The organism is Aquibacillus saliphilus, from assembly GCF_020404745.1.
Lineage (GTDB): Bacteria > Bacillota > Bacilli > Bacillales > Amphibacillaceae > Aquibacillus > Aquibacillus saliphilus.
Map to the genome: position 1 here is coordinate 131,785 of NZ_JAIZAP010000006.1, position 26,829 is coordinate 158,613.

General features: G+C 33.4%; 20 protein-coding genes and 5 pseudogenes. 1 reads left to right on the forward strand and 24 read right to left on the reverse strand.

Features of this window, described 5'->3' with window-relative positions:
- Positions 1 to 121: 121 nt before the first annotated feature.
- A pseudogene (locus LD272_RS08335) lies at positions 122 to 421 on the forward strand (IS66 family transposase); the annotation flags it as partial.
- Positions 422 to 942: 521 nt separating this feature from the next.
- On the opposite strand, the gene LD272_RS08340 reads toward LD272_RS08335, so the two are convergent.
- The 24 genes and pseudogenes from LD272_RS08340 to LD272_RS08455 all read right to left on the reverse strand — a co-directional run bounded on the left by LD272_RS08340 (position 943) and on the right by LD272_RS08455 (position 26,639).
- Positions 943 to 2,109 carry a nucleotide sugar dehydrogenase gene (locus LD272_RS08340; protein ID WP_226036147.1) on the reverse strand — a complete coding sequence of 389 codons (1,167 nt, stop codon included), beginning with the start codon at positions 2,107 to 2,109 and terminating at the stop codon, positions 943 to 945.
- Between the two features lie 97 nt (positions 2,110 to 2,206).
- A complete protein-coding gene (rfbB, locus tag LD272_RS08345) occupies positions 2,207 to 3,226 on the reverse strand; it encodes a dTDP-glucose 4,6-dehydratase (protein ID WP_226036148.1) in 1,020 nt (339 codons plus the stop codon).
- Between the two features lies 1 nt (position 3,227).
- Complete coding sequence (gene rfbD / locus LD272_RS08350; protein ID WP_226036149.1) at positions 3,228 to 4,082, reverse strand: dTDP-4-dehydrorhamnose reductase; 855 nt, start codon at positions 4,080 to 4,082, stop codon at positions 3,228 to 3,230.
- A gap of 8 nt (positions 4,083 to 4,090) precedes the next feature.
- On the reverse strand, positions 4,091 to 4,651 hold the full coding sequence (gene rfbC / locus LD272_RS08355) for a dTDP-4-dehydrorhamnose 3,5-epimerase (protein ID WP_226036150.1): 561 nt from the start codon (positions 4,649 to 4,651) through the stop codon (positions 4,091 to 4,093).
- Between the two features lie 15 nt (positions 4,652 to 4,666).
- Positions 4,667 to 5,545: a glucose-1-phosphate thymidylyltransferase RfbA gene (rfbA, locus tag LD272_RS08360; protein ID WP_226036151.1), complete on the reverse strand. Its 879-nt coding sequence runs from the start codon at positions 5,543 to 5,545 to the stop codon at positions 4,667 to 4,669.
- Positions 5,546 to 5,842: 297 nt separating this feature from the next.
- The gene (locus LD272_RS08365) at positions 5,843 to 7,300 is read right to left on the reverse strand and encodes a flippase (RefSeq protein WP_226036152.1); all 1,458 of its coding nucleotides are present in this window, start codon (positions 7,298 to 7,300) and stop codon (positions 5,843 to 5,845) included.
- 50 nt (positions 7,301 to 7,350) lie between these two features.
- A complete protein-coding gene (locus LD272_RS08370; RefSeq protein ID WP_226036153.1) occupies positions 7,351 to 8,556 on the reverse strand; it encodes a polysaccharide pyruvyl transferase family protein in 1,206 nt (401 codons plus the stop codon).
- 193 nt (positions 8,557 to 8,749) lie between these two features.
- A pseudogene (gene rfbB / locus LD272_RS08375) lies at positions 8,750 to 9,762 on the reverse strand (dTDP-glucose 4,6-dehydratase).
- Position 9,763: 1 nt separating this feature from the next.
- Positions 9,764 to 10,509: pseudogene (locus LD272_RS08380) on the reverse strand (SDR family oxidoreductase).
- Positions 10,509 to 11,067 (reverse strand): annotated as a pseudogene (gene rfbC, locus LD272_RS08385) (dTDP-4-dehydrorhamnose 3,5-epimerase). Before rfbC (LD272_RS08385) ends, LD272_RS08380 begins: the two co-directional pseudogenes overlap by 1 nt.
- An 18-nt stretch (positions 11,068 to 11,085) precedes the next feature.
- Positions 11,086 to 11,963, reverse strand: a pseudogene (gene rfbA, locus LD272_RS08390) (glucose-1-phosphate thymidylyltransferase RfbA).
- Between the two features lie 274 nt (positions 11,964 to 12,237).
- Positions 12,238 to 13,128, reverse strand: coding sequence for a glycosyltransferase (locus tag LD272_RS08395; RefSeq protein ID WP_369413954.1), 891 nt, complete (start codon positions 13,126 to 13,128; stop codon positions 12,238 to 12,240).
- A gap of 307 nt (positions 13,129 to 13,435) precedes the next feature.
- Positions 13,436 to 14,671 (reverse strand): hypothetical protein, encoded by a 1,236-nt coding sequence (locus LD272_RS08400; protein ID WP_226036154.1) that lies wholly within the window; start codon positions 14,669 to 14,671, stop codon positions 13,436 to 13,438.
- A gap of 26 nt (positions 14,672 to 14,697) precedes the next feature.
- Positions 14,698 to 15,825, reverse strand: coding sequence for a glycosyltransferase (locus tag LD272_RS08405; RefSeq protein ID WP_226036155.1), 1,128 nt, complete (start codon positions 15,823 to 15,825; stop codon positions 14,698 to 14,700).
- A gap of 18 nt (positions 15,826 to 15,843) precedes the next feature.
- Complete coding sequence (locus LD272_RS08410) at positions 15,844 to 16,659, reverse strand: hypothetical protein (protein ID WP_226036156.1); 816 nt, start codon at positions 16,657 to 16,659, stop codon at positions 15,844 to 15,846.
- A 67-nt stretch (positions 16,660 to 16,726) separates the two neighbouring features.
- Positions 16,727 to 17,851, reverse strand: a complete 1,125-nt coding sequence (wecB, locus tag LD272_RS08415; protein WP_226036157.1) for a non-hydrolyzing UDP-N-acetylglucosamine 2-epimerase — start codon at positions 17,849 to 17,851, stop codon at positions 16,727 to 16,729.
- A 3-nt stretch (positions 17,852 to 17,854) separates the two neighbouring features.
- Positions 17,855 to 18,964 (reverse strand): capsular polysaccharide biosynthesis protein CapF, encoded by a 1,110-nt coding sequence (locus tag LD272_RS08420; RefSeq protein ID WP_226036158.1) that lies wholly within the window; start codon positions 18,962 to 18,964, stop codon positions 17,855 to 17,857.
- A complete protein-coding gene (locus LD272_RS08425) occupies positions 18,964 to 19,983 on the reverse strand; it encodes a nucleoside-diphosphate sugar epimerase/dehydratase (protein ID WP_226036159.1) in 1,020 nt (339 codons plus the stop codon). The genes LD272_RS08420 and LD272_RS08425 overlap by 1 nt, the downstream gene beginning before the upstream one ends.
- Positions 19,984 to 20,003: 20 nt before the next feature.
- The gene (locus tag LD272_RS08430; RefSeq protein ID WP_226036160.1) at positions 20,004 to 21,215 is read right to left on the reverse strand and encodes a glycosyltransferase family 4 protein; all 1,212 of its coding nucleotides are present in this window, start codon (positions 21,213 to 21,215) and stop codon (positions 20,004 to 20,006) included.
- A 20-nt stretch (positions 21,216 to 21,235) separates the two neighbouring features.
- Positions 21,236 to 22,093, reverse strand: a complete 858-nt coding sequence (locus LD272_RS08435; protein ID WP_226036161.1) for an NAD-dependent epimerase/dehydratase family protein — start codon at positions 22,091 to 22,093, stop codon at positions 21,236 to 21,238.
- The gene (locus tag LD272_RS08440; protein WP_226036162.1) at positions 22,090 to 22,725 is read right to left on the reverse strand and encodes a sugar transferase; all 636 of its coding nucleotides are present in this window, start codon (positions 22,723 to 22,725) and stop codon (positions 22,090 to 22,092) included. The genes LD272_RS08435 and LD272_RS08440 overlap by 4 nt, the downstream gene beginning before the upstream one ends.
- 76 nt (positions 22,726 to 22,801) lie before the next feature.
- Positions 22,802 to 24,637 (reverse strand): polysaccharide biosynthesis protein, encoded by a 1,836-nt coding sequence (locus tag LD272_RS08445; protein ID WP_226036163.1) that lies wholly within the window; start codon positions 24,635 to 24,637, stop codon positions 22,802 to 22,804.
- A 41-nt stretch (positions 24,638 to 24,678) separates the two neighbouring features.
- Positions 24,679 to 25,557: a UTP--glucose-1-phosphate uridylyltransferase GalU gene (gene galU / locus LD272_RS08450; RefSeq protein ID WP_226036164.1), complete on the reverse strand. Its 879-nt coding sequence runs from the start codon at positions 25,555 to 25,557 to the stop codon at positions 24,679 to 24,681.
- A 314-nt stretch (positions 25,558 to 25,871) separates the two neighbouring features.
- Positions 25,872 to 26,639 carry a tyrosine-protein phosphatase gene (locus LD272_RS08455; protein WP_226036165.1) on the reverse strand — a complete coding sequence of 256 codons (768 nt, stop codon included), beginning with the start codon at positions 26,637 to 26,639 and terminating at the stop codon, positions 25,872 to 25,874.
- Between the last annotated feature and the right edge of the window lie 190 nt (positions 26,640 to 26,829).

A 26,829-nucleotide genomic window follows, 5' to 3' on the forward strand; every position in this document is an offset into this window, starting at 1 on the left:
TTTTCTTGACCACCACATGTTACAAAAATTGGGGAGTGACAGGCACCAGTCCTATTTAATAAAAGAAACTGTTCAAAATTAATGAGCAAAAAGTGTTCAATTTAACTTGACGGTTACAGTCTTTCTTTTGGATGGACGATTAGAGTTGGATAATAATCGTGCGGAGAGAGCAATTAAGCCCTTTGTTTTGGGAAGAAAAAATTGGCTTTTCAGCAACACGGCGAAGGGTGCAAAAAGTAGCGCTCTTATTTATAGTGTCGTTGAAACATCTAAGGCGAATAACCTTAATCCCTATGCATACTTAAAATATTTATTTGAAGAACTTCCGAATGTAGATCTGACAGATTCTAATGCAGTCAAAAAGTATCTGCCATGGTCAGACTATATACCAGAAGGTTGTCGCATACCAAGTAAGAAGTAACCCAATCATAGCATGAGCCCAGACCTGAATAATAGGTGTGGGCTATTTGACGTTTACCTTATAATAATGTCACACAATTAGGTGTGCGCATTAATTATACAAAGGTATCGTGGTAAACGCCTGTCACTTACTGGTAAACTCTCTGTCATTCGGTGGTAAATAGTATGGCGAGGGTGGTCATTTCATTGGCAGTAATCAACTTAATTCCAGATGAGCGCATCTACTGCCTTTCAGGTCTACACACACCATTCCACCTCTTATGTGTCTATAGTTGGTGGCGGATCCAGTCTGAAGTTCTGGAGAATCATTTTATTTTAGCACACCACGGTATGCTATTCTTTAATGAGCGCCCTGAATTCATCAAGTAAACGTTAGATATAATTTGGAGCCTAGAAAGTGGAAAATGCTCATATTAGTAGAGCTCACGCACAAAGTGTTTTTTATACAAAAAGATACCCGTTAAGCTAGCTTTCAGCCCAAACGTGTATCTTTCGATAACCTAAATTACTAGCCTCAACCTCTTAATCCCTACTAAACAAATCTCTCGTGTACACCTTGTCCTTCACTTCGAGTAAATCACCCGATATTCGATTCGCCACGATTACATCAGAAATTTTCTTAAATTCTTCAAAATCGTTCACGACTCTAGAATTATAGAATTCGTCCTCAATCATGGCTGGTTCATACACCACAACCTCAATACCCTTTGCTTTGATACGCTTCATAACTCCCTGGATAGCTGATTGTCTAAAGTTATCCGAGTCCATTTTCATCGTAAGTCGATAGATACCTACAATCTTAGGTTGCCTTTTAATAATCATTTCCGCAACATGATCTTTCCTAGTTCTGTTAGCATCAACTATTGCTGCCATTATATTATTAGGAACATCTTCATAATTAGCTAGTAGCTGCTTCGTATCTTTAGGTAGGCAGTATCCACCGTATCCAAAGGAAGGATTATTGTAATGAGTCCCTATTCGCGGATCAAGTCCAACACCATCAATAATTTGTTTAGAATCTAATCCTCTCACCTCGGCGTACGAGTCTAGTTCATTAAAGAAAGCAACTCTATTTGCTAAATAAGTATTCGCAAATAGTTTAATAGCTTCCGCTTCTGTTGAATTCGTGAACAGGACATCTACATCCTCTTTTAAAGCACCTTCTACTAATAAATTAGCAAATACCTTAGCTCTATCTGACTGCTCTCCAACAACAATTCGCGAAGGATACAAGTTATCATATAAAGCCTTACCTTCTCTTAAAAACTCCGGTGAAAAAATAATGTTTTCTGTTTCAAACTTCTCACGGACAGTCTCTGTATAACCCACCGGTACTGTGGATTTAATAACCATCACTGCATCTGAATTTATAGACAGAACGTTAGCAATAACAGCTTCCACAGTCCTCGTATTAAAGTAATTCTTTTCCGGATCATAATTGGTAGGCGTTGAGATGATGACATACTCAGCATCTTTGAACGCTTTATAATTGTCGGTTGTTGCAGTTATTTTTAATTCTTTCGTTGCTAAAAATTCTTCAATCTCATTATCAACGATTGGAGATCTTTTATTATTGATCATATCTACTTTTTCTTGAATAATATCCATTGCGATTACTTCATTATGTTGAGCTAATAATACAGCATTAGATAGACCGACATAGCCTGTCCCTGCTATTGTAATTTTCATTTAAACATTTCCTTTCCCTATCAATCCCCTCCTGTATAATACTTTTGTATCATACACAATTAAAAGGTCTTATAAAACAAACATCTAACTACTACACTTATATGCTATATTGCTTTTCAAAATAACTTTGATATTCACCACTAATAATTTGTTCCCACCATTTCTTATTATCCAAATACCATTGAATAGTCTGAGCAATACCTGTTTCAAAATTATAGGTTGGCTTCCATCCTAATTTTTCAAGCTTAGTAGGATCAATTGCATAACGTTTATCATGACCTAAACGATCAGTTACAAATTCAATCAAGTCATCAGACTTTTCTAGAGTGTTGATTATTGTTTTTACTACTTCCAAATTAGTACATTCATTATGTCCACCAACATTATATACTTCACCACTCGTACCATCATGTAATACTAAATCAATGGCAGAACAATGGTCTTGGACGTGTAACCAATCTCTTATATTTTTACCGTCCCCGTAGACTGGAACTTTTTCGTCATTCAAAACTCTTGAAATAGTTAACGGTATTAATTTTTCCGGAAAATGATAGGGACCATAGTTATTAGAGCATCGAGTTATGTTGACAGGCATTCCAAACGTTTCATGATATGCACGGACTAGAAAGTCTGAGGATGCTTTACTGGCACTATAAGGACTATTTGGTTGAAGAGGAGTTTCCTCTGTAAAAAATGTAGTTGGGTCAAAATCTAGCTCACCATATACCTCATCTGTTGAAACATGAACAAACTTAGTAATATCTATTGATTTTGCTGCATCTAATATTACTTGAGTACCTAAAACATTTGTACGGGTGAAAATCTCAGGATCTGTTATGGATCGATCTACGTGACTTTCGGCTGCAAAGTGTACAACATAATCAAATTTTTCTTTTTTGAATAATGGGATGATTGTCTCTCTATCAGCAATATCCGCTTTAACAAAATGATAGTTATCCTTTGATTCTATGCCACTATGCTTGGTTAAATCTCCAGCATAAGTTAATTCATCTAAATTATAAACATCATACTCTGGGTACCTCTCAACCATGTATTGTACAAAGTTACCACCAATAAACCCTGCTCCACCTGTAACTAATACTTTCTTTTTTGACAATCTATTTCACCTCTTCTTTTAACTGCTCTAAGTAGTGACCCAAAGCATCCTGCCAGCTTGGTAAACGATTGAAACCTTGTTCTTGCAATTTATCCTTAGACAAACAAGAGTTCTTTGGTCGCACAGCTCTAGTAGGATATTCCTCTGTCGTAATAGCATTTACTTTTACTTGCTTGTAACTCTGTTTAAATATCTCTTTTGCAAATTCAGCCCATGTGCAAAAACCTTCATTCGAAGCATGATAGATGCCATACTTTTCAGTCTGAACCATGTTGATCAACAATTTCGCTAAATCAAACGTATAAGTAGGGGAACCAAACTGATCACCTACCACATTTAATTCACTATGTGTTTCAGAAAGTCTCAACATTGTCTTAATGAAGTTGTTTCCATTGATACCAAACACCCATGAGATACGGACAATGAACCAGTCTTCTAGAATTTCTTGAACAGCCTTTTCACCTTGACTTTTGGTTAAGCCATAATAACCAACCGGGCTTATTTCACTTGATTCTTTAAAAGGTATTTCTCCAGTACCTTGAAATACGTAATCAGTACTAATATATATAAACTTTGCTCCCACTTCTTTGGCTACACCAGCTAAATAAGTTGTTCCATTAACATTTGCATTCCAGCATGATTCTTTATTATCTTCAGCTTTATCTACTGCGGTATATGCCGCACAATGAATGATTGCATCAGGCTTAAGCTCTTTCACGTACTCATAAACGTCTTGTTCTTTTGTAATATCTAGTTGCTCTCGTCCGACACCATGCATGTCCAACCCGTGTTGTGAGCCTTCTTTAACAACATCATAGCCAAGTTGTCCTGTATAACCAGTTACCAGTATCTTCATATAATTAATTACTCCTCAAACCTGAAATTGTTTTCTGCGTCTTCTAAAAAAGGTGCTTTCTCATCTTTCTCAGATAGTACGGGTTCAATATCAATAGGCCATTCAATTCCAATAGCTGGATCATCCCAAATGATTCCTCGGTCGCATTCGGGTGCATACACTTCATCTACTTTATATTGCACTTCCGTATCTGCAGTCAAGGTCATAAATGCATGGGCGAATCCTTTTGGAACTAATAACTGCTTTTTGTTTTCCGAAGTTAATTCTACGCCATACCACTGTCCATATGTAGGACTTTCTTTTCTAATATCTACCGCTACATCAAAAATTGCTCCTCGAGTACAGCGCACAAGTTTTGTCTGTGCTTTAGGGCTTAATTGGTAGTGTAATCCACGTAAGGTACCTTTCGTAGCTGAAAAAGATTGATTATCCTGCACAAAATCCAAATCCACACCTGCCTCTTTGAATTTATTTGCACTATAAGTTTCCATAAACCAGCCACGATGATCACCAAATACTCTTGGCTCTATAACTTTTACTCCTTGTAACTTTGTCTCTATGATATTCATTCAATCACTCCAAATCTAGTATTTTATGTCACCATTTGCTACTTTCAAGAGATATTGGCCGTATCCAGTCTTAGAAAATAACTCCCCAGACTCAATTAACTTATCTTTGCTTATCCATCCATTTACATAGGCAATCTCTTCTGGAGCAGATATTTTAATTCCTTGGTGATCCTCGACAGTTTTAACAAAGTTTGTAGCTGAGACTAAACTTTCATGCGTACCAGTATCTAGCCACGTGTAACCTCTACCTAACAACTCAACATCTAGTTCACCCGACTGTAAGTATGCTTCATTTATAGATGTGATTTCTAGTTCCCCACGAGAAGAAGGTTCAACATTCTTGGCAATTTCAACAACGCGATTATCATAAAAGTATAAACCAGTTACTGCATAGTTAGACTTAGGGTGCTTAGGCTTCTCTTCCACGCTTAGAACCTTACCGTCTACATCAAATTCAACTACCCCAAATCTTTCAGGGTCTTTAACATGATACCCAAAGACTGTTGCGCCAATTTTTTTTTCGGCTGCTCGTTTTAATATCTTCGTTAAACCACTACCATAATAAACATTATCACCCAATACCATTGCTACTGAGTCATTACCAATAAACTCTTCACCAATGATAAATGCTTGTGCTAATCCATCAGGATTTGGTTGAACTTTATACTCTAGGTTTATTCCAAATTGAGAACCATCTCCAAGTAATGAACTAAAACGAGGAGTATCTTCAGGAGTGGAAATAATTAGAATATCCTTAATCCCTGCCAGCATCAAAGTGGACAAAGGATAATAAATCATTGGTTTATCATATATTGGCAATAATTGCTTACTAGTCACCATTGTTAGTGGGTGTAAACGAGTTCCACTTCCACCGGCTAAGATAATTCCTTTCAATATGACCACGCTCCAACATTTATTTTTATTATTAAATTTATTAAACCCTAAACTTCTATTTTTATCTCAAATTAAATATGCAGGTTTTTCATATCTTCTTCCAACAACCATCATAAACTTTTTAACAGTTTATTTAATTGGCATTATAAGTTGACATGTATTTTGATTTTCTACTAAACTGAACAACACACTTTATATATGGACCAAAAAACGCAGAATTTAGGAATACTTATTCCTGATTCATATTATTTATATTAAACTTTAACCTATAAAAATTAATTTCTAGCAAATAAAGTTTTACCTTTTCTTTATAAACAGAGATTTTATTACTGTAAACTCATCTTTTTCAAAACTGAAAAACAAAATGACTATATAGATAATTGTAGTAAGCGTACCTGTTAATATCTTATATACAAATGGAAGTTCAGCTATAAAAATTGACAATATTAACAGTCCAATTAATAAAGGTAGATTATATAGAAGTTTCTTACTAAAATGTGATTTAGTCACATACTTATTTGTAAAGATTAAGTATCCTATCAATAACAAGAAATCAGTTATCACCATTAATATCGCCGCTGCTATAGCCCCATAATAAGGAACAAATATAATATTAGACCCAACATTCACTATAGCTATTATTGATTGAATTTTAATTTTTTTTCTTATGAGATTATCTGTTGTTAGAATTGCTCCAATTGAACTTGCAACAAACCGCAAAGGAACTCCAAATAGCATAATGCTCAAAAAAATTGCTGAAGATACCTCATTACTACCATAAACAATATATACAAGTTCTTTCGTAAACAATAATAATACACTACAAGCTAATATCCCTAGAATTAGCATTGATTTATTAATCATTTTATAAAAAATTAAATATTTTTCTCTATTATCCTTACTCCACTTGAAAAACTTTGGATATAAGACCTGATTAAATAATACTCCTGGAAAGAAATTTATCAAATCTGTAATTTTTACTGCAACTGAAAAATATCCTACTTCTAGAGGACTTCTGAATGCCGATAATATCGCTGCATCTGAACGATGATACATTTGTTGCATTGATCCAGCAGTACCAAACTCTAAGGACTGACCAATTAATTGCTTATATGTTCCTTTTATTTTCAATGAAGTAAACTTTGAAAACAATTTGATTTTCCTTCCTTCCCAAATAAATAATATTACCGTAATAAAGAAGGAAAAAACCTGAGGCCAAAAAACTAATTGAAAGATATCAACCTTCATAATAATACATACTACTGTTAATATCCATTGCATAGAATTAATTATTAGATTCCAACTAGCGATGCGAGAATATTTTTGTTTAATCTGTAACAATGTAGTCATTACCATCATAATAGAACTTCGAAAAAAACTTATCCCAACAATATAGGCTATTAATTTTACTGTATTATCATAATTAAATTCGTTCAACCAAAAATATAATAAAATAAAAGCTATCAAAGTGTACACGATACTGGTATTTACAGTTAATTTTATCAATTCACTAATTTTAACATTGGAATTAACAGATAGCTTAAGGGTAGATTGTTGTAGACCAAAATCCGGTAAAAATGACAAGAAAGATGTAACAGCAATTGCTGAAGCATACAAACCATAATCCTCGGACCCTAAATATCTAACTACCAAAAGGGCAACTAATGGTCCCATTATCTTAGTAATATATTGTGCTCCTAATAATAATATAGGACCTGAAGCCTTAGAATTTTTAATACCGTATATCTTTTTCATTATTTATCCCACTTCTTCAAGATTACTAAACTTGGTGATATTATAGACATTTAATCTATTAGTAAATTATCAAATAACTCATTAAAATTGTCATGTGTAAGTTTAATTAATTTATTAGAGTTTTGATATATAATTGTTTTATCAAAATTTTTGTTTTTAAAAAAGAAAGAACTCATTTCACTAAAATCTATATTCTTATTTAGTGGTTCTAGACCCCATGTTTCTAAATATTTATCTAGTTTTACAATATTCTTATTCAAGCCTATATGTGGTACATTATATGACATTGCAGTAATATTAGCATGCAAACTTGTTCCAAATAAAAACTTAGCCGTTCCGATTATGTACATAATTTCCCATATAGTTAATTCATCGAAAAATGTATGTGGGACTTTTATTTTCTTTGATATTTTCCTTAGTGCAATAACATCATCGTGATTTGTAGCAAATCCTACAGGTAATAAGACTATTTCATTATCACCTTGAGATGCTATTTCCTCAATTTGAGAAACAATTTCATCGAAATGATTTTTGCTTTTCCGTAAACCAAATTGAAATACAATATGATCTTTTCCTTTTAAATTAATAATTTTATCATCTGTAATTTTTGTTTCTAACTCTTCTAAAGGAAATAATTCTCTTACAATAGAAGCAGAGTCTGGTGCCAATTTGGCAGTTACACCATTATTTAATATAGCCTTATGTGTATTTTTATCTCTGATTGAAACAAATTTTGATTTCAAAAGTCTGTCAACTATTATTTTATTATCATCTTTTTTTATTTCACCACTTATCAATCCGGATCCACTAACAGAATTATAAACTATATTATCCACATTATTTAATCCTTGGATAGGTACATAAGGTAATAGATTAGTTACTTGAAATTTCTCAGCAGCCTTATTCTCTATATATTTATTAGTAAGAATTTTCCGCATAACTCTTGCAATAAAATGTTCATTGTAAGAGTTCAAAGAATCCATATATAACCCTGAAGTATTTGCTCCTAGAACATCTCCACCTGCTACAATAATATCTCTAGCCGTATTAGGATTTAAATCCTTCCATGCATGTGTAGTTAATCCCCCTGCATCACTTAAATCCTTCTTCTCTAAAGCAACTGGAACTATTTCAGAATAATGTTTCCTAACATCTAGTCTATATTTGTTTATATATTCTTGAATAATAATAGGAAATAGCAAATCACCAAAATTATAACGATCAAAAGCCCCCATAATAACTAATTGCTTTTTCATAATAACCATTAACCCTCCAATTATATCTTACAATATTCATTTCAATAACATATTCATGTATTAATTCAACTATGTTCAAAGCACCCTGGGATTTAAATAAAGGATTAAATTATTTTGCTTTTAGTTTTTCTTTGACGTATCAAATATTTTAGCGCAATTAATACCAAAGATACATGTTCCAATCAATTACTTTCTATTTAGTTAGTATTCGATTGTATTCTCTATATTCTCCACTTAAAATTTGCTTCCACCAAACTTTATTATTCAAATACCACTGTACAGTTTGAGCAATACCAACCTCAAAATCATAAGTCCCTTCAAACCCAGTCTTTCTATTTTAGTAGGATCTATTGCGTAACGCTTATCATGACCTAAACGATCCGTCGAACTCTATCAACTCGTCCGATTTATCTAGTGTTTTTATAATTGTATTTACTACATCCAAATTAGTTCTCTCATTATGTCCACCAACATTATAAACTTCTCCGCTATCGCCCTCATTCATCACTAAATCAATTGCAGCACAATGGTCATGTACATGCAACCAGTCCCGAATATTCTTTCCATCGCCATAAACTGGAATTTTTTCATCATTTAAAACACGAGAAATAGTAAGAGGTATTAATTTCTCTGGAAAATGGTAAGGGCCATAATTATTGGAGCAACGGGTAATATTAACTGGCAAACTGTACGTTTCATGATAAGCACGAACTAAAAGATCAGATGATGCCTTACTTGCACTATATGGGCTATTTGGTTGAAGTGGTGTTTCTTCCGTAAAAAATGTAGTAGGATCAAATTCCAATTCACCATAAACTTCATCTATTGAGACATGAACAAATTTAGTTGGCTTGAATTCTTTTGCCGCATCAAGAAGCACCTGTGTTCCCAATACATTGGTATGTATGAATACTCAGGGTCTGTGAATGAGCGGTCCACATGGCTCTCGGCTGCAAAATGAATGACATAGTTAAACTTCTCTTTTTCAAAGTGATTAAAAATCTCTTCTCTATTCGCTATATCTGCTTTTATAAAATGATAATTAACTTTATCTTCTATCTGCTTATGCTTTGTTAAATCGCCAGCATACGTCAACTGATCAAGATTATAAATATCATAATCAGGGTATTTATCAACCATATATTGGACAAAATTACCACCAATAAATCGTGCTCCACCTGTTACAAGTAACTTTTTTCTTTCCATATTAGTTCACCTCTTTTTTTAGTTCATCAAGATAATGCGCCAAGGCATCCTGCCACTTGGGCAAAGAGTTAAATCCATTAGCTTTTAATTTTTCTTTTGACATACATGAATTTTTTGGCCTCACTGCTCGGGTAGGGTATTCCTCTGTTGTAATAGAATTTACTTTTACCTCTTTGTTACTTTGCTTAAAAATTTCAGTCGCAAATTCAGCCCCGCTGCAGTAACCCTCATTCGTCGCATGGTATGTTCCATATTTTTCGCTTTGGATAATCTCAAGTAACAACTTTGCTAAATCATAAGTATAGGTTGGCGAGCCAATTTGATCACCAACTACATTTATTTCATTTTTACGTTCAGCTAAACGTAACATGGTATCAATAAAGTTATTCCCATTTATACCGAACACCCAAGATATACGAACAATAAAAGAATTATCTAGTAGACTCTTTACAATCTTCTCACCCTCATGTTTCGTAAACCCATAATATCCGACTGGATTTATTTCAGACGATTCTTCAAATAAGGAATCACCATTACCATCAAAGACATAATCCGTACTACTGTATATGCAGCACAGTGGATAATTGCGTCTGGATTTAACTCTTTGACATAATGGTTAACCGCCTCTTTATTCGTTATATCCAAATCTTTGCTTCCCACTCCATGCATTTCCATGCCATGGTTATTACCATCACGGACAACATCATATCCAAGTTGTCCTGTGGCGCCCGTTACCAATATCTTCATTATTTCATCCTATATGAAAAGTTATTATCTGCTTCTTCAAGTAATGGAGCTTTTTCGTCTTTTTTCGATAAAATTGGCTTTATATCAATTGGCCATTCGATTCCAATTGGATCATTCCAAATAATTCCTCGATCACATTCTGGTGAATAATCATTATCTACTTTATATTGCACTTCTACATCTTCTGTTAAAGTCATGAAGCCATGCGCAAATCCTTTGGGAACCAATAACTGCTTTTTATTTTCTTCATTTAGCTCGATTCCAAACCATTCGCCAAAATTTGGACTGCCTTTCTGATATCAATTGCCACATCATAGATAGCTCCTTGCGTGCAACGGACCAGCTTAGCTTGTGCTTTTGGATTAAGTTGATAATGTAATCCCCTTAATGTTCCTTTTGTTGCTGTAAAAGACTGATTATCTTGAACAAAAATTCATTCATACCTGCTTCTTTCAATTTTGTATCACTGTAGGTTTCCATAAACCATCCGCGGTGGTCTCCAAAAACTGAAGGTTCAAGTATTTTTACTCCATGTAATTCAGTGTCTATTAGTTTCATATTGTTCACCCCTTTTTTTTAGTATTTAATATCACCTTTTGCTACTTTTAAAAGATATTTACCATAGCCGGTCTTATTAAAACGTTTTCCAGATTCTGCTAAGTCTTCTTTCGTAATCATCCATTCACATAAGCAATCTCTTCAGGAGCTGATATTTTAATACCTTGATGTTCCTCAACCGTATGTACAAAGTTTGTAGCCGAAACCAAGCTTTCGTGTGTGCCTGTATCTAGCCAGGTATATCCCCTACCTAATAATCCCACATTAAGTTCTCCAGATTGCAGAAAAGCTTGATTAATAGATGTTATCTCCAGTTCCCCTCGTTCTGAAGGCACGACATTTTTCGCAATATCTACAACACGATTGTCATAAAAATATAAACCAGTTATTGCATAGTTTGACTTTGGTTCTTCGGGTTTCTCTTCCACACTTAATACTTTGCCTTCTACATCAAATTCAACAACGCCAAATCGTTCAAGGTCTTGAACATGATATCCAAAAACTGTAGCACCAGTTCCTTTTTTACTTGCTTTTTGCAGTTTTTCTCTTAAGCCACTCCCATAATAGATATTGTCTCCTAATACCATTGCGACTGAATCATTACCAATAAATCCCTCACCTAGGATAAATGCATGGGCTAAGCCATCTGGACTTTCTTGAATCTTATACTCTAGGTTAATCCCAAACTGAGAACCATCACCAAGTAATGAGTCAAAGCGTGGTGTATCTTCAGGAGTTTATATAATAAGTATATCTTTAATACCTGGTAACATTAATGTGGATAGAGGATAATATATCATCGGTTTATCATAAATAGGTAGCAACTGTTTACTTGTCACCATTGTTAACGGATATAATCGTGTACCAGACCCACCAGCTAGAATTATTCCTTTCATTTGTTTAACCTCCATCTATTTTTACTAATATATCCTTTATAACACCTTTAACGCCAATTCTTGCCATCTTAGAGATTGTAACTCTAATTTCGGTAATTGATTGAGCTATCCCGTTCATTTAAAGTTTCAATTATATGTTTATAACTGTTCCCCAAAATTGTTGAAGGTAGCAATTTATAATAAGAAATTAAACTTATAATAACAATTGAAAAGTTTTCACGGTACTTGAAATGATTTTATAATTAATTCTTTTTCCAGTCTTATTTATCATTTATTACCTCTTATTTTTTTCACTTTCTAAGATGTCTTTTAAGATTAAATAAGAATCCAGTTCATTTTTATAGATGAATTTCAATTTATTAGAATCACTTTTTAGTGCCTTATCAGTAGAAGCATCTTCTTTATGGAATATACTAGTAATTGGGCTATATACAATTTTATACCCTTTAAGTCTACAGTTGTGATATAGAATATGCTCTTCTCCAAACATAAACGTTCCCGGGTGAAAAGCGTTTTCCTCATCTTTTATATAGAGAGGAGAATATATTAACGCTGACCCGTGCAACACAATATCTTCACTTACTGCAGAATGGAGTCTATTAAAATCCTCAGGTGGGGATTTTCTGACTTTTTTCAGCAATTTTCTCCAAAGATTAATTCTTCTTAGCCTTACTTTCAATAAGCTCTTTAATAGATTTTTCTTATAGTTCCTTATATAATCATTAATTTCTTCTAAACTAATTCCCTTTAATTTATACGGATTTTGATGTTTCCCATCAATTGTAATAATATCGGGGCCCATTACATGAAATTTTTTTGAATCATAAAGGTTAGTGATTTTCTTAATAAACTGAGGATCCTCAACTATAGTATCATTATTAATACATGCTACAAAGTCAGCATTTAGCTTTTCTTTAGCGAACAGATATCCTATATTATTACCTTTTGCAAACCCTATATTATTTTCATTTAAAAGTACATAAATATTTTTATTACTTTTGAATTTTTCTTCTAATTGTTTCCCAGAGTTATTCGACGAATTATTATCAATAATTACTATAGAATAAAAATTATAATCAACATTATCTTTGATGGAATTAACGCATTCAATAGTTTCTTCCAATACCTCATAATGTAGTATTACAAAGCAAAAATTATAAATAATAGGATCCTCCTCTCTTCTATATAAAAAATAAGTTAATAGGAAATATTAGATTTTTATATTGTAATTAGTAAAGAAGTATAGATAACTTTAATCTAATTTGTCAGTAGTTACCTATGTGGTTGCTTTATTAATTAAAGTTTGAATAAAGTCATTCGAATTTTTCATTCTATTCGAAGCATTACATTTTTGAGTGTAAATATCTTCAAACTAAATAAGAGTATTAATTATAAAATCCTAGAACTTCATTAAACTCTAATAATGCCAGTGGCTCTAATCAGTTTGTAAAGTCTTAGGTTTTAAAAAATTATCACTGTAAGATTCTTTCCTTATTAATAATGTTAACAAGGAAAAATATAATCATTAATTCAAACATTCCTGTAGAAAACATAAAACTGAGTTTAATTTCCATTGTGATAGTTAATAAAGCTATGATAGCTGTGGAATAATTAATAATTTCTAAGTAAACATTTTGTTTTAATAAAAATGTTTGTTTTATATTTCTTAAGCACTTAATAAATATATAAACATAAAAACTATATACAACTAACAACCCAACATAACCTATTGAATATATAGTATGTAGATACCCTGGATCAGTAGGAGCTTTCTCTGCAATTCCAAATATATATTTAGTCTCATATGGAAATCCTACTTGGCTCATAATAGTATCTTTTATCTCATAGTTAGCATAGCTATGTACCATATCAGCATAAGTATCATATAAAAACGGGAATAATTGGAGTATAAAATTTCTTACACCTGGCATTATATCCATTGAAAGCACTAAAAATATTACAACACCAAAACTAACTAAACTTAGAGTGCCAATCAAAAATAAACTTAATAGCTTTTTACCATTTTTCAGAGCTATGAATACTAACAAAATTAATAAAACAACCGTTACTATTATACTAACCCTAGATGTCATAAATACACCCACTATAAAGAAAGCACTTAACAAGAAATATATTTTTTTTGAGGTTTTGATATAACTTATAATAGCAATGAAAATCGCGATATTTAAGTAAGTTCCAGCAAAATCATACCCTGAAACTAATCCGTTACCACGCAATTCTAAAGCTTTTTTAGAATAACCATTAATTAAAGAAGTATATTGTTCTACATTAGGAAATAAAATTTGCAATAATATTACACTCGAATGAATAGAAAATACAATTAATGATGCATTTATTAGTGATCTAGGAGAAATTCTATGCACTGAGAGATAAATAAAAATTGTTGTAAATGTTAATACTGCCCTTATATATCTAAATGAAATAAAAAAGTTATAATTACCATTTAGATATAATACGATTAAAGAATAACTAATTATAACTAAGAAAAATAGATAATAACGTGTAATTTTTTTATTTAATAATACATGCCCTTTAGCAAAAATAATAGATTTAATAATCCAAAAAAAGCAAATGATTATTCTCAAATCTATATCATTGAACTGCACAAAAAATATCATTGTAAAAATGAAAAAAGCCAACTCAAGTAATGAAACCTCTTTTTTATTTTTAATACCATAAGGCTCCAACTTTGGACCTCCTTAAATCAAAATTTCTATTTCAAAACATCCTTCATTATATAATCCCAGTCAAAATTCTTTATAGCCATTTCTCTAGAAATACTAAGATCTTGAAAACTCAAACTATCTGCAAAATCCATTAAATTTTTAATGTTCACTGGAGTATTGTCATTTGGAATTTTAATATATGTTTTCTTCACAGGATTCACATTTTCAATATGACCACTTGTAATAAAAGGCACGCCTCTAACAAGATATTCAATTACTTTTAAAGTAGTATCTATATCGGCATTCCTTCTATATAAAGCTAAACAACCTACTGCAATATCCACATTATCAAAGATTTCATCTAAGTTTTCCCCGGTTCGCTTTCCATGAAATACTATATGATCTTCTATATTAAGACTCTCAGTTAATAATTTAAGTTTTTCAATACATTCACTTTCGCCTACTATATGAAATTTTATTATTTTTTGCCCAATCTTACCATCACAGTTCTTAATGCTGTATAGTATCTTCTCATATCCATGATAATTATATATTGTACCTAGCCCTAATATTTGAAATTCGTAGTCATTATATTTACATAATTTTGCTTTGATTAATTTAGTATTTATTCCATTTGTAATATTAAACATTTTTTTATATATTTTAACATTACTATTGCTTCGTATAACTACACATTTATCTATCAATATATATATTAATGGCCACAAAATACACTCTACCATTAATTTAAGAGAAGTCTTTACTTTATTCTTACTTCCTTTATATTGTTCACCAAAGTAGGGATATGTTGGTATTTCATAAATGATTTTCTTGTTTTTTTTCTTTGCAAATAATAATAATTTTAATAATTCAAATCTAGGAATTAACGCATGTCTAATATAAATACTATCTACTTCGTCATTTATTATTTTTTTTGACTCCAATAAAATATTCAAATATAAAGTATGATTATTAGAGGATATTTTTTTATTAGGTATTACCAATTCCATTTCTTCTCCATTAACAAACTTCGATATTAATACTTGACCATTTTTTTTACAAACTAAATAACAAACACTCTTATATCTACTTGCAGCCATGGCTTGATGTTTAACTTTTTTATAAATACCTTCGGTTTCGCTTTTTTCAATGTTTGATATAAATAAAACACTCATACTAACCATTCACCTCAATTAAAAAAACTCATCTCGTACGATTTCAAGTGATTCCGCAATAAACTTAGACTTCTTTCTAAAAGCTAATTTGCTAGTAACAGTACTCTCTAAATGTAGTACTTCTATATTGGCGTCATAGAAACAACGCTTATCACTCTCTCTAATTAGTTCTGCTATATACGCCTCTTCACTATACATTAATCCTTTATAAGGTCTAGAAATTAATATATCCGCCAACTCCGGTTTAATAATAAAGAAGCAACCGTGAGCTGAATATACATAACAACTATCTTGCTTATTTGCCCGCTTAAACCTAGCCTTATATTGAGACAATTTCACATAGGGGTAACCTAGGTAAGGATTATTAAAAATAAAAATTCTTTTATCTAAAGAAGATTTAGTATATCTAGTTTTATATTGCGGATTATCATAAGATTTTTTTGTTGGAGAGTAAACGGAAGGTGCGACACACCAAACATTTTCATCATAATTCGTCATTATTAGTTTTTTTATAAAGGTATTATCCGCAAATTCAATATCGGTATTACTCATTATGACAAATTTCGGTTTCTCATTTCTCTTTATATAATGTTCATATCCATATATTAAACCATTTAGGTAACCCAAATTTTTGTCAGGAGTATGAATTTCTATAAACATATCTAAATTACTAAGCTTATCTGACATTAGTCTGAACTTACTCTTATTTGTTTTATTCACAACTATTATTAAAGCAAGCTGATCATGAATTTCCTGCTTTGACAATTGAACAGCGTAATCATATACTTCAGCTTCATTATCATATAAAATTACAACATTTAGAATCTTGGACATATCTTAATTCCTCCAAAACTAGTAGTGGATTTAACAATTTACCTAACCACCACAGAAATTACTTAGGTTACTTTCTCCATACATTTTTATTAACGTAGTCTGTATATGATAATATAATTCTTAATACCTTGTCTGAAACATTGGGCATAGAGTAATCTTTAACTAATCTTAATGTATCTTCTTTTTCCATTTTTAATACGCTTAACCCTTGCATAACCCGCTCAGGTTCCAAGCCAACCATTGGCACTACGGCCTCTTCCATTGCTTCGGGTCTTTCATGAGCTTCACGAATGTTTAAAGCTTTAAAACCTAAGATTGAAGCCTCTTCGCTAATAGTACCACTATCACTTAATACTGTTTTTGATTTAATTTGTAATTTATTATAATCATTAAATCCAAGTGGCTTAAGCATACGCACTAGAGGATTAAATTTAATCCCTTTTTCTTCGATCATCTTACGTGTGCGTGGATGTGCACTGATGATAACTGGCACTCTATATATTTCTGCAATTCCATTCAAGCTAGCTACTAAATTCAAAAAGTTGACATTCGAGTTAATGTTCTCTTCACGGTGAGCAGAAACTAAGAAGTAATTACCTACCTCTAAACCTAAGCCTTCTAACACATTAGATTTTTCAATGTCTTCTTTACGAGAATTAAGTACTTCAAACATAGGACTTCCGGTTTTAATAATTCTATCTGCAGGTAAACCTTCTCTTAAAAGATACTCTCTGGCTATATCACTATACGTTAAATTAATATCTGCTGTATGATCAACAATTTTTCGATTTGTTTCTTCAGGTACCCTTTGATCAAAGCATCTATTTCCTGCTTCCATGTGAAAGATTGGAATTTGCCTTCTCTTAGCTGCTATTGCACATAAACAACTATTCGTATCACCTAATACTAAAAAAGCATCTGGCTCAACTTCTTCCATAACAGGATCAATTTTCACTAGGATATTACCTATTGTTTCTACAGCAGTGCCGGTAGCTGCATTTAGAAAATAGTCCGGTTTCTTTAATTTAAAATCTTTAAAGAACACTTCATTTAATTCATAATCATAATTTTGCCCCGTATGAACAAGTGTATGTTCTATAGCATTTGATTCTTCTAGTTTATTAATTACAGCCGATAATCTTATTATCTCTGGTCTAGTTCCAACAACTGTCATGACTTTTAATTTTTTCATCCATTATACCTCCGAGTAGTAAGTGTCAGGCTTCTCTGGGTCAAAGAGCTCATTGGCCCACATAATAGTGACCATATCGGTATCCCCTAGATTTTCTATATTGTGGGTATAGCCAGTAGGTATATCTACTACTGCCATTTTCTCTCCGTAGACAAAATATTCAATAACTTCATCGGATTCAATTTTTCTAAAACGAATCACGCCATTACCACTTACGACAAGAAACTTCTCATTTTTTGTATGGTGCCAATGGTTCCCCTTTGTGATACCTGGTTTAGATATGTTAACAGAAACTTGACCTCTTTCTGGAGTTTTAATAAACTCTGTAAAAGAGCCTCTATGATCTACATTCATCTTAAGGTCATAACTGAATTCATCTTCTGGTAAATAACTGAGATAGGTACTATACAACTTCTTCGTGAATGTATTTGACATATCTGGAACTGATCGTTCTTCTCGACTTTGTTTAAATGAAGAAATCAATTCGACAATTTTCCCGAGGGTAACAGCATGGACTACCTGAACCTTACAAAAATCACCTGACGAATTCTCATTAGCATTTAAAGCATTGATCAATTCTTCGATTACATCATCAATATATACCAAATTCATCTCAACACTAGGATCATTAATAGTGATAGGTAAATCATGAGCAACGTTATGGCAAAATGTGGCTATTGCACTGTTATAGTTGGGCTTACACCATTTACCAAAAACATTAGGAAAACGATATACTAGAGCCTTTGCTCCTGTTTCTTTACTGTGTTCAAAGAGTAATTCTTCTCCTGCTTTTTTACTGATACCATATGGATTATCAAAATCAGCTTGGATTGATGAAGAAATCATAACCGGGCTAGTGTTTTGATGCCTTTTTAACGTATCAAGCAGAGTTGACGTAAATCCAAAGTTACCATCCATGAACTCAGACTGATCCTTGGGACGATTAACTCCTGCAAGATGAAACACAAAATCTACTTCTTTACAATAATCGTCTAGTAAACTAGGATCAGTATCCTTACCATACTCATAGATATCAGTATAATTTTGGTTTCTTAATTCTGCTACAAGATTTTTACCAATAAAACCCTTTGCTCCGGTTACGAGTATCTTCATTATTTATTCCAACCTTTCAATTCATCCTGAACAAAATCTAAATTTAACAATTTATCCTTTACCGCCTCTATAGATAATCTCTCTGTGTTATGAGAATTATACTCTTCTTCGGTAGATAACTGTTGGTCACCCTCTTCGAAATACTTATCATAGTTAAGATCTCTCTTATCAGCAGGTACTCTATAAAAACCGCCTAAATCTTGTGCAACAACGTGCTCTTCTCTAGTTAATAGAGTTTCATATAATTTTTCACCATGACGTGTACCAATCGTTTTTATTTCATTATCAGCATTGAATAACTCTTTAATAGCATGTGCTAAATCTCCAATAGTGGACGCTGGTGATTTTTGTACCATGATATCTCCAGCTTCAGCGTTCTCAAATGCAAATACCACTAGTTCAACAGCTTCTTCAAGGCTCATCAAGAATCTTGTCATATTAGGATCAGTGACCGTTAAGGGTTGACCACTTTTGATTTGTTCAATGAAAAGTGGTATTACAGACCCTCTAGAAGCCATTACATTTCCATAGCGCGTTCCGCAAATAAGAGTTTTATCTGAATCCACTGTTTTTCCTTTAGCTACAAAAACTTTTTCCATCATCGCTTTTGAGATTCCCATTGCATTAATAGGGTAAGCAGCTTTATCAGTTGACAAGCAAATCACTTTTTCTACTCCACTCTCCACAGCACCATTCAAGACATTTTCCGTACCTAAAACATTTGTTTTTACTGCTTCTAAAGGAAAAAACTCACATGACGGAACTTGTTTAAGTGCCGCTGCGTGGAAAATATAATCAACACCATGCATTGCATTCTTCACACTTGCTAAATCACGTACATCACCTATATAAAATTTAAGTTTGTCATTTTTATAAAGTTTTCTCATATCATCTTGTTTTTTTTCATCTCGAGAAAATATGCGGATTTCTTTTATATCTGTATCTAAAAATCTTCTCATAACAGCATTACCAAAAGAACCAGTACCACCTGTTATGAGTAGTGTTTTACCATTAAACATTTTAAATCCTCCGACTTTTTTTATTGAAAGTTCTTGTCCATTTTATCCAGAAGATACTTTTTATCAAAATTCTGTTCATAAAATGAACGAGCATTTTCCCCCATAGTTTTTCGTTCCTTCTCTTCTAAGCTCATTAAATTAATAATTGAGTTTACTAATTCTTCTTCATCCCCAGTTTCAGTACAAAATCCAGACTTTGATGTGGCTATTATATTTTTTGTTTCACCACTTGCTGATGCTAAGATCGGTTTACCGCAAGCTAAATATGACTGGAGTTTAGCTGGGATAGTCATATTAAATAATTTATTATTTGCAAAACTCAAGAACGCTGAATCACTATGACTCATAATAATAGGGATTCTCTCTGCTGGTTGCCGATCAATAAAATTAAACATATCTATTAATTTCATTTGTCTAATATGCTCAACAAGTGTGTCTTTATATCGACCATCTCCAACAATATTGAAACGGATTTGATTTTCATATCCTTTAATTTTCAAGATCCTCGCAGCTCTATGCAACACATCTAATCCTTGAGCAGTCCCGATGTTACCAGTAAATGTAATGTTGAATCGATCGTCATTTGGTATTTCTAAAAAATCTAAACCTACAACTGGTTGATAAAAACTCTCCGCATATTGCGGCCAATACTCAACCTTTGATTTTTCTACATTGCGGTTAACAATAGCTTTAACAAAACTTTCGGAGGTTGTGAATATTTTGTCGCAATGTATATATATATAATCTACCATTTTACCAATTGTGCCAATCACAAATTTATTCTTAATTCCTGTTACTATTTCTACATTTTCCGGCCATAAATCTTGAACATATAAATAACAGGGTATCTTTCTCTTCTTCGCAAACCATACACCTGGTAACGCTTGAGTCATCGGCGATACTTCAAAAATATATACATAGTCAGCTTTTAAACTAGTAAAAACCTTCCAAAAGAAACCTGAAACGACAAATGATAAATAATTTAAAGCTAACATAATAGCATTGTTTCCTCTTGGTATAAGAGGTAATCTAATTACTTCAACGCCATTGTATGTTTCTTTTCTTTTCTTAAAAAGCCCGTATCCTTCAAAAAATTTTCCATGTGGATAATTAGGTATACCGGTTATTACCGTAACTTTATATCCTCTTTTTACCCACTCACTACAAATATCATTTATCCTAAATTCTTCAGGGTAGAAGTACTGTGCAATAACTAAAATATGTTTTTTCAATCCCGTCCACCCTTTCAACTTTACTCTTCTGTTGCTATTATTGTCTCTTTCATACCTTTAACACGATAATTTTCTTTATAGTCACTAACACCTGTATCATAAACTAAATTACCAAACACCTTATTTATAATCCCTATTTTCCCAATAATTGGCTTTAGGATTGGATTGAACACTCTTGTTAATCTAATCTTTTTTCCATGTGCTTCAGCAATCATCTTTACCATTTCACTAGTCTTTACGTACTCACTATTCTGCGGGAAAAAAAGTCCACTTTCATCATTCTCCATCATTAACCGAATGAACTCGCAAAGATTGTCTATATGAAGCATACTGCGCTGGTTATCAATGTTAGGAAACACAGGGAGTTTCTGAGCTGCTTTAGCAAGTTTAGGATAGTTTCCTTTTGAGCCCTTTCCATATATCATCGGAGGCCTCACTATGACAACATTGAAGTTATTATTTTCAAGGGGATTGATGCCCAATTCCGCTTCAAGCTTGCTGTTTCCATAAAAATTACTTGGTTTTGGTTCAGTATTTCTATCTATCACTCTTTTGTCGCTACTACTATCTCCATAGACTATAATACTACTCATAAAAATAAACTGCTTAACGCCATCACTCTTAGCCTTCCTTGCAGTCTCAATTGTAAGATCGCGATTCACTTGGTAATACATATCTTCCATCTTAGGGTCTGACGATACATGTGCTATCCCAGCCACATGGAACACAACATCGTATTTCGAAAAATCCTTTTTTTTCCATGAGTTATCTCTAACACTTATAGCATCCATAGAATAATCATCGGGGTATTTTTCCAACCAACTTTTTAAGCTGTTTCCTATATAGCTGTTAGATCCTGTTATCAGTATCTTTTTCATTTTGACGTGTGCTCCTTAGTACTAGCAACTTCCTTCTTAACATCAGATTGGCCTTCAGCAACACCATCACTTTTCACAACACTCACGATGGTCCCGAAGAAGCATTTAACGTCCATTCTAAATCCAATTTTTCTAACATATTCTCCGTCAAGTTTAGCTTTAATATCTATTGGAAGCTCATCCCTACCATTAATCTGTGCCCAACCAGTCAGACCTGGAAAGATATCATTAGCACCATATTTATCTCTTTCTTCAATCAAATCATACTGGTTCCAAAGTGCTGGCCGAGGACCAATGATACACATATCGCCTTTAAGGATATTTATAATTTGTGGCAACTCATCTAAACTGGTTTTTCTAAGAAATTTACCCATTTTCGTAATAAACATATCAGGATTTTCCAACATATGCGTCGGCATATCTTTAGGAGTATCTACTCTCATTGTCCTGAACTTTAAGATATAGAAGTGACTCTTATCCTTCCCAATTCTATTTTGTTTGAAGAATAAAGGACCTTTTGAATCTAATTTAATAAGGATTGCTAAAACTAAAAATGCCGGCCAAAGTATAACCAATGCTGTCAATGACAGGAAGAATCCTAATAGTCTTTTAATTTTTGGGTATACATTCATGAAATCACCTCTCCGCTTGGGTAGAACTTTACTTTTAAATTTAAAATATTTCTTTTTAATAAAAGCACTACTTTTATTAAGACCCCTCAGCCACAACCATTTCCCGTTCCGCAAACACAATCCCCATCAAAGCATCCTTCAATTCAACATCAGAGTACCCATTAAACCGATCAATCAAGTCTAGTAGTCTAACCGAATCAACCTCAACGGTTCGACCAACATAGATTTTCTCATAAACCTCACCAGGCAATACCTCGTTCTCATTAAGCAGTTCCTCAAACATCTTCTCACCTGGTCTAATTCCGGCAAACTTTACTGGAATCTCATCTTCTGTATAGCCTGATAGTTTAATAAGGTTGCGTGCTAAATCAACGATCTTTACAGGTTCACCCATATCAAGGACAAATATTTCTCCACCTTTAGCGAGTGTTCCTGCTTGAATAACAAGTCGTGATGCTTCAGGTATTGTCATGAAATAACGCGTCATATCAGGGTGAGTAACGGTAACTGGTCCACCTTTTTCAATTTGCTTTTTAAACAACGGAATAACACTACCACGGCTTCCAAGTACATTACCAAACCGGACAGCAACTATTTTTGTTTTGCTCCGCGTTGCTAAATCCTGAATCACCATTTCCGCTAGTCTCTTTGTTGCACCCATAACGTTTGTTGGGTTAACTGCTTTATCCGTTGATACAAGTACAAATGTCTTCACACCAAACGTGTCAGCAGCCTCTGAAACATTCTTGGTACCAACCACATTGTTTTTAACCGCTTCATGCGGGTTATATTCCATTAATGGGACATGTTTATGTGCTGCAGCATGATAGATAATCGTAGGTTTGTGTGTTTCTACTATATTAAATATCCGCGTGCGGTCTTGTACATCACCAATCACTGGAACGATCTCGATTTCTGTATCACCGTATTGTTCACGAAGCTCCATATCTATGTTATAGATACTGAATTCCCCGTGGCCAACAAGGACAATTTTACTTGGTGTAAATCTCATCAGTTGTCGACATATTTCCGATCCGATTGATCCACCTGCACCGGTCACCATAACTGTGTTTCCTGTAACATATTCAGATATTGTGTTGATATCAAGTTCGACAGTCTCACGTCCGAGTACGTCCTCGACTTCGACATTTTTTAACGTACTTACCGATACTTTCCCCGACATAATATCCTCAATTTTAGGAAGCATCTGCACCTTGGCTTTTGTTTCATTACATATCGATATAACTTTTTTCAGTTCCCCGTTGTGTAGCGACGGAATCGCAATTATAATATGTTCAATATCTAAATCAGTAACTAGCTGCGGGACATCTTTGACACTACCTGCAACAGGTAAGTTGTATAATTGCATCTTTTGCTTAGACAAATCATCATCGACAAAAGCAACCGGGTATAGCTCTGCATTTTTATTTTCTGTTTTCATTTGACGAGCAATCATTGCCCCAGCTGCCCCAGCACCAATGATCAGTGTTCGCTTTTGATTTACATCATTGCTTGCGATGTAACGGTCCCGGAAGATACGCCAAACAAACCGCGATCCACCAATTAAAATAATATGGAGCATCCACGTAACAAGTAATGCTCTTCGATAAATTGAAAAATCATTTACTATGAATTGGACAATTCCTGTTGCTAGAATCGACAGGGTAATCGCCTTAACGATTACAACCAATTCCCCCACACTAGCATAGGACCAAACCTTATTGTATAGCTTATAGACAGTAGCAAATAAATGATGAAATAATAAAAGTGCAATTGCGCTAATGATGATCGCATCTAGCTGTAACGCTCCAATCGTGCTAGGATAGGCGATCCATAGCGCAATAAAAATAGCTGTACTGACTATTAACGAATCAAGAAGCACGAGCAATGCTAATCGTTTTCGATAACTCATCTAACCAATCCCTTCTCAAGGGGGTAAACATCTGATTGATGTTACCCTTTAACATCCTGGGCTATTAATTCTCTAAGGATTTTTTCAACATCAGGACCTAACTCTTTATCATTTAAAGCAAATTCGATTGTTGTCCGAATAAATCCTAACTTCTCACCAACATCATAACGTTTGCCTTCAAAGTCATAGGCAAATACACCTTGATTTTCATTTAGCATTTCAATTGCATCAGTTAGCTGGATTTCCCCACCAGCACCAACGCTCTTTCTTTCTAAAAAGTCGAATATTTTCGGTGACAAAACATATCTACCCATAATTGCTAGGTTAGAAGGTGCTGTGCCTTTTTCTGGTTTCTCAACAAAGTGATCCACCGAGTAACGACGACCTTCTTGACCACTAGGATCTACAATTCCATAACGATGTGTTTCGTCTTCAGGTACTTGCTGAACACCAATCACAGACCCACCGGTTTCTTCATACTGGTTCATTAGCTGTTTCAAACACGGCGTTTCCGATTGGACAATATCGTCACCAAGCAGTACCGCAAATGGCTCATTACCAATAAACTTGCGCGCACACCAAACAGCATGTCCTAACCCTAGCGGTTCTTTTTGTCTTATATAGTGAATCTCAACCTTTGCTGGGTGCTTTGCTTTTTCAAGCAAGTCAAACTTACCCTTTTTTATTAGATTGTCTTCTAATTCGAAGTTGTTATCAAAATGATCCTCTATCGCACGCTTCCCTTTACCCGTAACAATAATAATATCTTCAATCCCAGATGCAACTGCTTCTTCTACTATGTACTGAATCGTTGGTTTATCTACAATCGGCAGCATTTCTTTCGGCATTGCTTTTGTCGCTGGCAAGAATCGTGTACCAAGACCTGCTGCTGGTATAATTGCTTTCGTTACTTTTTTCATATTAATTCCCCCTGTTCGTTAAGTTGAAACCGCCAATTACGGTAAGTCCCACTATAGTTATGTTCCAATTAGACCTGTTCGATTATATGTATTCTAGTGTGGGGGTGACGAAAGGTTCACCGTAGTCTATATTAATTCAATAGTTTTTCAACTAGTTAGATTGAACTATCAAGCTAGTTGCCGACCATTAGATTGCAATTTTATTCCATTTCTTCATAATATAGTAAATCAATAATATAGTAAATAAGTAATCCTACAATTCACCTGTAAAATTACCTATTATTAACAATAATTAAAATTATATCTTCTATCCACTAAAACAACCCAAGGAATTTCTTTCTCACAACTCGTTCTGGCACATCACCAACAACAGTATCTCCGTTGATTAAATACTGTGCATTTTCCATAAAATAATAAACAACCGAATTGCCATAGTTATCTTTTATATCCGCAAAGGCTTCTTGAATGCAGAACCCACGAGTTGTTGTGTTGTGTGCATCTGAAGCAATAAAATGCGTTAAATTAGATTCAATTAATTGATGTGAGAATGTTTTAATTTTTTTACCGAATTTACCAGCTACACTCGCTGCTGTTACCTGAGTTAATGTTCCATTTTTGACAAACTCATACAGCTGATCAGGATTCTCCATTAATTCTTTATTACGTTCAGGATGGACAATTACTGGCTTAATTCCGTGGAGTTGTAAGTCATATAGAAGTTTACTAGTATATCTGGGGACATTGCTTGAAGGGAGCTCAACAAATAAGTATCCACTCGTTATATTAAGAGGCAGCAGGTCTCCTTGTTCTAAATCGCTAATCATCTCTCCGTTTATCCGCGTTTCTTGACCTGGTAGAACTGTTAAAGGAATGTTATCTTCTAGTAATCGTTCATTAAGTCTCTCTACTAGTTCAACGATATCCATTTTATAATTTTCATATCTTCCATTTAAATGGTGAGGAGTTGCAACAATAGTATGTATCCCTTGCGCTACTGCTTCTTTAGCCATTGATACACTTTCTTCCATATGACTAGCTCCATCATCTATTTGTGGCAGAATATGACTATGTATGTCAATCATGTTCGACATCCTCTCTAACGTTTCTATTAAAATAGCATACTTTTCTTAATTATTATCAGTATATCAGGTTATCAATAGATATTAAACAGGACTTCTTGTCGAAGTTTGTCAGATTTTAATCAGATTAATAGTAAAAAAGGAATAAAAAACCAATAAAGCGTTTCCGCAATTATTGGTTAGGTTCTAACCT

What these genes read in the sequence shown, in the direction of transcription:
- LD272_RS08340 (WP_226036147.1), bottom strand. Translation starts at nt 2,109, where the DNA reads ATGAAAATTACAATAGCAGGGACAGGCTATGTCGGTCTATCTAATGCT.
- rfbD (WP_226036149.1), bottom strand. Translation starts at nt 4,082, where the DNA reads ATGAAGATACTGGTAACTGGTTATACAGGACAACTTGGCTATGATGTT.
- rfbC (WP_226036150.1), bottom strand. Translation starts at nt 4,651, where the DNA reads ATGAATATCATAGAGACAAAGTTACAAGGAGTAAAAGTTATAGAGCCA.
- LD272_RS08365 (WP_226036152.1), bottom strand. Translation starts at nt 7,300, where the DNA reads ATGAAAAAGATATACGGTATTAAAAATTCTAAGGCTTCAGGTCCTATA.
- LD272_RS08370 (WP_226036153.1), bottom strand. Translation starts at nt 8,556, where the DNA reads ATGAAAAAGCAATTAGTTATTATGGGGGCTTTTGATCGTTATAATTTT.
- LD272_RS08405 (WP_226036155.1), bottom strand. Translation starts at nt 15,825, where the DNA reads ATGAGTGTTTTATTTATATCAAACATTGAAAAAAGCGAAACCGAAGGT.
- LD272_RS08410 (WP_226036156.1), bottom strand. Translation starts at nt 16,659, where the DNA reads ATGTCCAAGATTCTAAATGTTGTAATTTTATATGATAATGAAGCTGAA.
- wecB (WP_226036157.1), bottom strand. Translation starts at nt 17,851, where the DNA reads ATGAAAAAATTAAAAGTCATGACAGTTGTTGGAACTAGACCAGAGATA.
- LD272_RS08420 (WP_226036158.1), bottom strand. Translation starts at nt 18,964, where the DNA reads ATGAAGATACTCGTAACCGGAGCAAAGGGTTTTATTGGTAAAAATCTT.
- LD272_RS08425 (WP_226036159.1), bottom strand. Translation starts at nt 19,983, where the DNA reads ATGTTTAATGGTAAAACACTACTCATAACAGGTGGTACTGGTTCTTTT.
- LD272_RS08435 (WP_226036161.1), bottom strand. Translation starts at nt 22,093, where the DNA reads ATGAAAAAGATACTGATAACAGGATCTAACAGCTATATAGGAAACAGC.
- LD272_RS08440 (WP_226036162.1), bottom strand. Translation starts at nt 22,725, where the DNA reads ATGAATGTATACCCAAAAATTAAAAGACTATTAGGATTCTTCCTGTCA.
- LD272_RS08445 (WP_226036163.1), bottom strand. Translation starts at nt 24,637, where the DNA reads ATGAGTTATCGAAAACGATTAGCATTGCTCGTGCTTCTTGATTCGTTA.
- galU (WP_226036164.1), bottom strand. Translation starts at nt 25,557, where the DNA reads ATGAAAAAAGTAACGAAAGCAATTATACCAGCAGCAGGTCTTGGTACA.
- LD272_RS08455 (WP_226036165.1), bottom strand. Translation starts at nt 26,639, where the DNA reads ATGATTGACATACATAGTCATATTCTGCCACAAATAGATGATGGAGCT.